The organism is Robiginitalea sediminis (assembly GCF_002198115.1).
Lineage (GTDB): Bacteria > Bacteroidota > Bacteroidia > Flavobacteriales > Flavobacteriaceae > Robiginitalea > Robiginitalea sediminis.
Window position 1 is genome coordinate 1,096,862 of the sequence record NZ_NGNR01000001.1, and the last position, 8,335, is coordinate 1,105,196.

The 8,335-nt window shown below is 56.1% G+C and carries 6 protein-coding genes and 1 tRNA gene; 5 read left to right on the forward strand and 2 right to left on the reverse strand.

What is annotated here, in order from left to right; genetic code table 11:
• Positions 1-101: 101 nt before the first annotated feature.
• Both CA832_RS04925 and odhB read left to right on the forward strand, forming a co-directional pair.
• Positions 102-2,918: a 2-oxoglutarate dehydrogenase E1 component gene (locus CA832_RS04925; RefSeq protein WP_088340421.1), complete on the forward strand. Its 2,817-nt coding sequence runs from the start codon at positions 102-104 to the stop codon at positions 2,916-2,918.
• A gap of 56 nt (positions 2,919-2,974) precedes the next feature.
• Positions 2,975-4,198, forward strand: a complete 1,224-nt coding sequence (odhB, locus tag CA832_RS04930) for a 2-oxoglutarate dehydrogenase complex dihydrolipoyllysine-residue succinyltransferase (RefSeq protein ID WP_088340422.1) — start codon at positions 2,975-2,977, stop codon at positions 4,196-4,198.
• 7 nt (positions 4,199-4,205) lie between these two features.
• On the opposite strand, the gene CA832_RS04935 is transcribed toward odhB, so the two are convergent.
• Positions 4,206-5,519 carry a cytochrome-c peroxidase gene (locus CA832_RS04935; RefSeq protein WP_088340762.1) on the reverse strand — a complete coding sequence of 438 codons (1,314 nt, stop codon included), beginning with the start codon at positions 5,517-5,519 and terminating at the stop codon, positions 4,206-4,208.
• 173 nt (positions 5,520-5,692) lie between these two features.
• Complete coding sequence (locus tag CA832_RS04940; protein WP_088340423.1) at positions 5,693-6,130, reverse strand: retropepsin-like aspartic protease; 438 nt, start codon at positions 6,128-6,130, stop codon at positions 5,693-5,695.
• A 35-nt stretch (positions 6,131-6,165) separates the two neighbouring features.
• On the opposite strand from CA832_RS04940, the gene CA832_RS04945 reads away from it, so the two are divergent.
• From CA832_RS04945 to CA832_RS04955, 3 genes are all read left to right on the forward strand, one after another.
• Positions 6,166-6,933 carry a TatD family hydrolase gene (locus tag CA832_RS04945; RefSeq protein WP_088340424.1) on the forward strand — a complete coding sequence of 256 codons (768 nt, stop codon included), beginning with the start codon at positions 6,166-6,168 and terminating at the stop codon, positions 6,931-6,933.
• A 14-nt stretch (positions 6,934-6,947) separates the two neighbouring features.
• Complete coding sequence (locus CA832_RS04950; RefSeq protein WP_088340425.1) at positions 6,948-7,982, forward strand: asparaginase; 1,035 nt, start codon at positions 6,948-6,950, stop codon at positions 7,980-7,982.
• Between the two features lie 70 nt (positions 7,983-8,052).
• Positions 8,053-8,139, forward strand: a tRNA-Ser gene (locus CA832_RS04955).
• Positions 8,140-8,335 lie beyond the last annotated feature (196 nt).

Sequence of the window (8,335 nt, forward strand, 5' to 3'; positions counted from 1 at the left end):
GGAGCTATTCCCCTGAAATTAAGATGCAGTACATTTATTATCCGTTTGTTTTATTGTATTTTTGGTAAAATTTTCTGCCCAGGGGCATATTTCTGGATTTAATGGATAAGTATTCCTTTTTAAACGCGGCTCACACCGCTTTTTTTTCAGACCTGTACGACTTGTACCTTACCCATCCGGACCGGGTTGAACCCAGCTGGAGAGCCTTTTTCCAGGGGTTTGATTTTGGGATGGAAAGTGCCCTCGGGGAACTGGGTATCGATTCCGACAACGGGATGGTCATGGCACCGGACGGCACCGAGCGCAGTATGCCGGAGACCCTGCAAAAGGAGTTTCAGGTGGTCCGTCTTATAGATGGCTACCGCAGCAGGGGCCACCTCTTTACCCGGACCAACCCCGTTCGTGAGCGCAGGACGTATACCCCGAGCCTGGATATTGGAAATTTCGGCCTGGACCAGGAAGACATGGATACCGTTTTCCGGGCCGGCCAGGTCATAGGGATCGGGCCCAGCACCCTCCGGGACATTATCGGGCATCTCACCCGTATTTATTGCGACGCCATTGGAGTCGAATACATGTATATCCGCAAGCCGGAGCGCATCCAGTGGATTCAGGACCGCCTGAACATCAACGACAACCACCCGGATTTCAGCCCGGAGCGGAAAAAACATATCCTTAAAAAACTCACCGAAGCCGTTTCTTTCGAAGGCTTCCTGCATACCAAATACGTTGGGCAGAAGCGCTTTTCGCTGGAAGGAAATGAATCCCTGATCCCGGCAGTCGATGCTATTGTGGAGCGCGCCGCGGAAATGGGGGTAACGCAATTTGTGATGGGGATGGCCCACAGGGGCCGCCTGAACGTACTGACCAATATCTTCGGGAAGCCCGCCACCGATATCTTCAGCGAATTCGATGGAAAGGACTATGAGCAGGAGATTTTCGACGGGGACGTCAAATACCACCTGGGGTGGACCTCGGAGCGGAAGACCGATTCCGGGAAGAGCATAAAGATGAATATTGCCCCCAACCCCTCCCACCTGGAAACCGTGGGGGCGGTGGTAGAAGGGATCACCCGGGCCAAGCAGGACCGCAACTGCCCGGATAACCTCAGTGGGATTCTCCCGATTGTCGTGCATGGCGACGCCGCCATTGCCGGGCAGGGGATTGCCTATGAGGTGGTACAGATGGCAGGTCTTGATGGTTACACCACCGCCGGGACCATCCATATCGTGGTGAACAACCAGATTGGGTTTACGACTAATTACCTGGATGGGCGGACTTCCACCTATTGCACCGATGTGGGCAAAGTAACACTCAGCCCCGTACTGCACGTAAATGCGGACGATGCCGAGGCGGTGGTACACGCTGCCCTGTTCGCACTGGAGTACCGGATGGAGTTTAAGCGGGATGTCTTCCTGGATATGCTCGGGTATCGGAAATATGGGCACAATGAAGGAGATGAACCCCGGTTTACCCAGCCCAAATTGTACAAGATTATTGCGAAGCACAAGAACCCCCGCGATATTTATGCTGCCAAGCTTATTGCGGAAGGGGTTATAGACAAGGACTACGTCAGCCGGCTGGAAACCGCCTATAAGGAAAGCCTGGAGGAGGAACTGAAGGATAGCCGCAAGGAAGAGAAAACCCGCATTACCCCTTTTATGGAGGAGGAGTGGAGCGGTTTCGACCACGTACGGGAGTGGGAGATGATGGAGCCCGTAGACACCGGTTGCCCGCGGGAGAAACTCGAGCAAATTGCCGAGGTCATCACCCGCCTGCCCAAAGGCAAGAAATTCCTGAGGAAGGTGGAACGTCTTATCGACGACCGCCGCAAGATGTTTTTTGAAACCAACCGCCTGGACTGGGCCATGGGAGAATTACTGGCCTATGGCAGCCTCCTCAGCGAAGGGTACGGGGTCCGGATTTCCGGGCAGGATGTGGAACGGGGGACCTTCTCCCACCGCCATGCCGTACTGAAGGTAGAAGACAGCGAAGAGGAGGTGCTGCTGCTGAACCACCTGTCGGAGGACCAGGGCAGTTTCCAGATCTACAATTCCCTCTTGTCCGAATACGGGGTCCTCGGGTTCGAATACGGGTATGCCATGGCCAGCCCGAGTACCCTCACCATATGGGAGGCGCAGTTCGGGGATTTCAGCAATGGCGCCCAGATCATGATAGACCAGTATATCTCGGCAGCGGAGGATAAGTGGAAAATCCAGAACGGGGTGGTCCTGCTCCTGCCCCACGGGTACGAAGGTCAGGGGGCCGAGCATTCCTCCGCACGGATGGAGCGCTACCTGCAGCTTTGCGCCCGCGACAATATGTTTGTGGCGGATGTAAGTACCCCTGCCAACCTGTTCCACCTGCTGCGGCGACAGATGGTGGTGAATTACCGAAAGCCGTTAATCGTGTTTACGCCTAAAAGCCTTCTGAGGCATCCCAAATGTGTCTCCACAGTGGAGGAGTTCACCGATGGCCGCTTCCAGGAAGTCATTGACGACGCGGGTGCAGACCCGGCCAAGATCAAAAGCCTGGTCTTCTGTACCGGAAAGTTTTATTACGACCTGCTGGAGCAGCGGGAGTCTCTGGGCCGGGAGGACGTTGCCCTGGTCCGCCTCGAACAGCTGTTCCCCCTGCCTGTAGACCAGATGAATGCGATTATTGAAAAGTACAAGGGTGCGGACGACCTGGTCTGGGCCCAGGAGGAGCCCCGCAACATGGGCGCCTGGACTCATTTGATGATGCATTTCCCCGGCGCGTCCCGTTTCAGGGCAGCCTCGCGCAGGTACTATGCTTCCCCTGCTGCGGGAAGTGCAGTCCGTTCGCGGATGCGGCATCAGCAGGTTATCGATTACGTTTTCGATAAAACCAAAGACAACCAGACCCGCCCACAACTCAAAGAAGAAACAACAAAATAACAGGTGCGTAAGCCCTCCATAAAACGGATTACCCCTACATTCCAAACAGCAGACGCATGATATTAGAAATGAAAGTCCCTTCGCCGGGAGAATCGATTACCGAAGTCGAAATAGCCCAGTGGCTTGTACAGGACGGAGATTATGTGGAAAAGGACCAGGCCATTGCCGAGGTAGACTCGGACAAGGCGACCCTGGAACTCCCTGCCGAAGAGAGCGGGATTATCACCCTCAAAGCCGAAGAAGGCGATGCCGTAGCGGTAGGGGAGGTGGTGTGCCTGATCGATACGAGCGCTGAAAAACCCGAAGGGGGTGCCGATCCGGCCCCCGAGGCGAAAGAAGAGGCAGCTGCCCCGGAGAAGGCCGCAGCAGCCCCCACCCCGGCACCGGAGGAGAAAAAGGCTCCTGCTGCGGGCATTGCGTCTCCGGCGGCGCGCAAAATCCTGGACGAAAAAGGAATTGACCCGGCTTCCGTTTCCGGTTCGGGCAAGGACGGGCGTATTACCAAGGATGATGCGGTAAAGGCCGTGCCTTCCATGGGCACCCCCGGAGGAGGTTCCCGCAATGAAACCCGGAGTAAACTCTCCATGCTTCGCAGGAAGGTGGCCGAGCGTCTGGTGGCGGCCAAAAACGAGACCGCCATGCTCACCACTTTCAACGAAGTGGATATGTCTGCTGTATTTGAATTGCGGGCTGCACATAAGGATGCCTTCAAGGAGAAGCACGGGGTAGGGCTGGGCTTTATGTCCTTCTTCACCAAGGCTGTGATACGGGCCCTGCAGGAGTATCCGGCTGTGAATTCCATGATAGACGGGAAGGAGATGATCACCTACGATTTCTGTGATATTTCCATTGCGGTTTCCGGCCCCAAGGGCCTGATGGTCCCTGTTATCCGCAACGCGGAGACCCTGAGTTTCCGGGGTGTGGAAGCCGAAGTCAAGAGGCTGGCTACCCGGGCACGCGATGGCCAGATTACCGTAGATGAGATGACGGGGGGCACCTTTACCATTTCCAATGGGGGCGTCTTCGGTTCCATGCTTTCCACTCCTATCATCAACCCGCCCCAAAGCGGTATCCTGGGGATGCACAATATCGTGGAGCGGCCCATTGTACGCGATGGCGCCATTGCTATTGCCCCGGTCATGTACGTAGCCTTATCCTACGATCACCGGATTATAGACGGACGGGAGTCTGTAGGCTTCCTGGTTGCCGTTAAGGAAGCTATCGAAAACCCGGTGGAGCTGCTTATGGATGGCGATGTAAAGAAAGCGCTGGAACTCTAACCCCTTACTAATCGCAGCCCAGGTCGGTGCGGGCGGCCGGGTCGGCCACCGGGAAGCACTGGCCGGAAGGTAGGCTTGTCGGTACGTAGCGCTGCATGGAAGGGTCGTAGAGTGCCTCTTCCACGAATGCCGTGAGCTGCAGAATTTCCACTTCCGAAAGTGCAAGGGGGACAAAGGCCCCGGAAAGTTGGCTTTCCGGGACACCCGGGTTTTGCGGGATCGCTTCGTTTTTGTAGCGGATAACCGATTCCACGGAGGAAAAGCTTCCCCCATGCCCCAGGAAGGAAAGTCCTTTAAGATTGTAGAGGGTTGGGATTTTAAAGGCATAATCATCTTCCGGGTTGCCCGTAAAGCCACCCCGGCCTTTTCGTGTGGCTTCATCCACTTCTCCAAAAACCAGCCCGGGCTGAAAATCGTCCATGCCCAGCGCGTGAAATCCCATTCCGTTTAACCCGGGCCCATTGTGACACTCATAGCAGCGGGCCTTCCCAAAGAAGAGGAGGGCCCCTTGCTTTTGTACTTCCCCCATGGCATCCGAATCCCCTCTGAGCCACTGCTGGAATGGCGCCTGGTTGGAAAGTACGGTCCGTTCAAAGGCCGCGATGGCCAAACCCGCATTCAGGTCGGTGTACCGCTCTGCCTCCGGGATGTCCGGGAAGGCTTGGTCGAAGAGTGCCTGGTATTGCGGATATTCCTGCAGCCATTGGCTGTCCAGGTGCAACCTGTGGACGCCAAGTCCTGCAATGGCCTGGGTCTCCACCCCGGAGAAGCCAAGGGTATTCTTTTCCTTAGGGGTCCCTTCGGTCCACTGTACCTCGGTGCCCGCATTTATTCCCAACGCCCCGAATTGCCCGTTCCATAGCATGACTTCCTGGTAGGCCGTGTTCAGCACCGTAGGGCTTCGGATGGGTTGTACATCGAGCATTTCAGGAGTGTAGTTTTCGGAGATGCCACGGGCTTCTCCCTGATGGCCAAATCCGGAACCACCCTCCCCGATGCCCTGCAACATCCCGCTTTGGAACTGGGCGGCTGCATGGTGGCAGGAAGCGCAGGAGTAGGTTTGGTACCCTTCTGGGCTCACCGGGGCAGTCCCCAGGGCTGTTTCATGAAACAACAACTGCCCCAAGGCCACTTTTTCCCGGGTTATGGGGTTTCCGGGGTCCGCCGGGATTTCGGAATACGCGTCGGAAGGCGGCAGGCGCAGTGCAGAAAGGGAGCCGTACAACCCTTCGATTTGTTGGGTCAGCTCCAGGTCCGGGTCGCCCTCGAGGAGTAGAAGGGTATCGGTATCTACGGAGCAGGATATACATATTGGGATCATAAGGGCGCAGTAAACTTTTTTGGGGAAGATGCGGACTGTCCGGAACATTTCTGGGGGAGTAGTGGGTTGTTGTATCCACAAGTTCGGGCATTTTCCCGGGACAGAATGCCAAGTCCGGATCAAAGGTTCAAAGCTATAGACCAATGGCGGTCTTTCGGGGAAGCGGTATCCCGTTATTTCAGGTACAGGCGGTTTTTCCGGTAATCAATGACCGCCCGGGCCATCCGAAGGACATCGGCCCCGAGGATGCCATCCACGGGTTCGGCTTCGTGCTGGATCATCGCCTGGTTCACATGGGAAAGATCCAGGAGTACCACCCGTACCCCGGTTTGCCGCCAGTTGCCCAACATCAGGGTATTCCCATCGGAAATAAAGGTTTCCATATCCGTGGCCCCGGCCCCGGCAGCCAGGATCTCCGAAGGTTCCGTGGTTAAGCCGAAGGCCCCGGCACGCCCCAGGTCCACACAGGTATTGGAGGCCCCGGTGTCCACGATAAACCTTCCGGCCACGGTATTGAGAACCGCATCTATGGCCAGGTGGTCGGTGGAGGTGGTCTGCATTTTCAGGGCGTCGAACCCGCGGGAGGACATGAATTTTTTGAGGGAGGCCATAAACGTTTTGGTAAAGATAGTCCTATTTTTACCTCGTGGTACTGACAGACACACATGCACACCTTTACGTAGAGGCTTTCGATGAGGATCGGGAGGAAATGATGCAGCGGGCTTTGGAGGCCGGGGTAGAGCGCTTCTTTATCCCTGCCATCGATTCCACATATGCCCCGGCCATGCAGGCCCTGCGGAAGACCTACCCGGACCAGGTGTTCCTGATGAGCGGACTCCACCCCACCCACGTGAAGGAAGACTACATGACGGAACTCGAGCACGTGAAGGAACAACTTGCGGGCGGGGGTTTTGTGGCCGTTGGGGAAATAGGGATGGATCTCTACTGGGACAAGACTTTTCAGGAAGCCCAGGCGGATGCATTCCGGCGCCAGATCCGAATGGCCAGGGGCCATGGTCTGCCAATCGTGATCCACTGCCGGGAAGCCTTCGATGAGATTTTTGAAGTCCTGGAAGAAGAAAAAGGGCCAGGTCTCTATGGGATTTTCCATTGTTTTACCGGCACCAGGGAGCAGGCCTATCAGGCCATTTCCTATGGGATGAAGCTCGGCATAGGCGGGGTGGTCACCTTTAAGAATGGGAAGATAGACCAGTTCCTGGATGAGGTCCCTCTGGAACACATCGTCCTGGAAACCGACTCCCCCTATCTGGCCCCGGCCCCGTACCGGGGCAAGCGCAATGAACCCGCCTACCTGAGGCGCATCCTGGCCCGGTTGTCTGAGATTTACAAACTCCCCGAAGCGGAAATCGCCAAAAGAACCACAGAAAACTCCAGGGCCGTTTTCGGCATCTGACCAAACCGACGCTTATGGCTGTACTGGATACGCCCCGCATTTTACTGATCTACACGGGCGGTACCATTGGGATGGAACGGGACTACACATCCGGGGCACTCCGCGCCTTCGACTTCAATAACCTGCTGCAGCAGATCCCGGAATTGCGGCAGGTGGATTGCGCCATCCACTCCGTGGCTTTTGCCCAACCCATAGATTCCTCCAACATGGACCTGCCCCATTGGAAGCAACTGGCCAGGCTCATCGGGGAGCACTATGACAATTTCGACGGGTTTGTGGTCCTGCATGGCAGCGATACCATGAGCTACACGGCCTCCGCCCTCAGTTTTATGCTGGAAAACCTGGCCAAGCCGGTTATCCTAACCGGGTCCCAGCTCCCCATTGGAGACCTCCGGACAGACGCCAAGGAGAACCTTATAACCTCCATCCAGCTTGCCGCCCTCCGTGAAAACGGGTTGCCGTTGGTACGGGAGGTTTGCCTGTATTTTGAATACAAACTTTACCGCGGCAACCGCACCACAAAGGTAAATACTGAGCATTTCGAGGCCTTCGAGTCTCCCAACTACCCGGCCCTGGCGGTTTCCGGGGTGCACCTGAAGGTCCGCCGGGAATTGCTCTGGAACCCTGCCCGTAAAGGGGTGTTAAAGGTGCACACCAGTATGGACAACCGTATCGGGGTGTTAAAACTATTTCCGGGCATGCACCCGGATTGGGCAGCCACCCTGTTGCGCAACCCGGGGATAAAGGGGATGGTACTGGAAACGTTCGGTGCAGGAAACGCCCCCACCGCCTCCTGGCTCCTGGAGGAATTAAGAGCAGCAGTGGGGCGGGGCATGCATATCGTAAACGTAACCCAATGCATAGGTGGCAGTGTGTTGATGGGTCAGTACGAGACGAGCTCATCCCTCAAGGACATCCCCCTGATAGACGGAAGGGACATCACCTCCGAGGCAGCCCTGGCCAAACTCATGTACCTCTTGGGGGCCGGGGTGGCACAGGGTTCTTTTAAAACCATTTTTGAGACTTCCCTCAGGGGCGAGATGTCCTGAACGAAATCCGATCAAAATTTTAGTTCTTCCCGAAAATTTTGTTATTTTCGCACCCCGAATTCGGGTATAAAGAGAGGTGGCCGAGTGGTTTAAGGCGCACGCCTGGAAAGTGTGTTTCCGCGAGAGCGGATCGAGGGTTCGAATCCCTTCCTCTCTGCACAAAAGGAAAGCACCGCTGCAACGCAGCGGTGCTTTTTTTATTCCCGGTGCCGTCAAAAGCTAGCTTTTGTAAGGCACGGGGAATAAAAAAAGCCCATAGCCGCCATGGCGGCTATGGTGCTTTCTATGCTTGTCCCGCACCCTGAACGAGGAAAGGGGATCAGCGCCCCGGCGCAGGCGGGGCGGTAATCCTG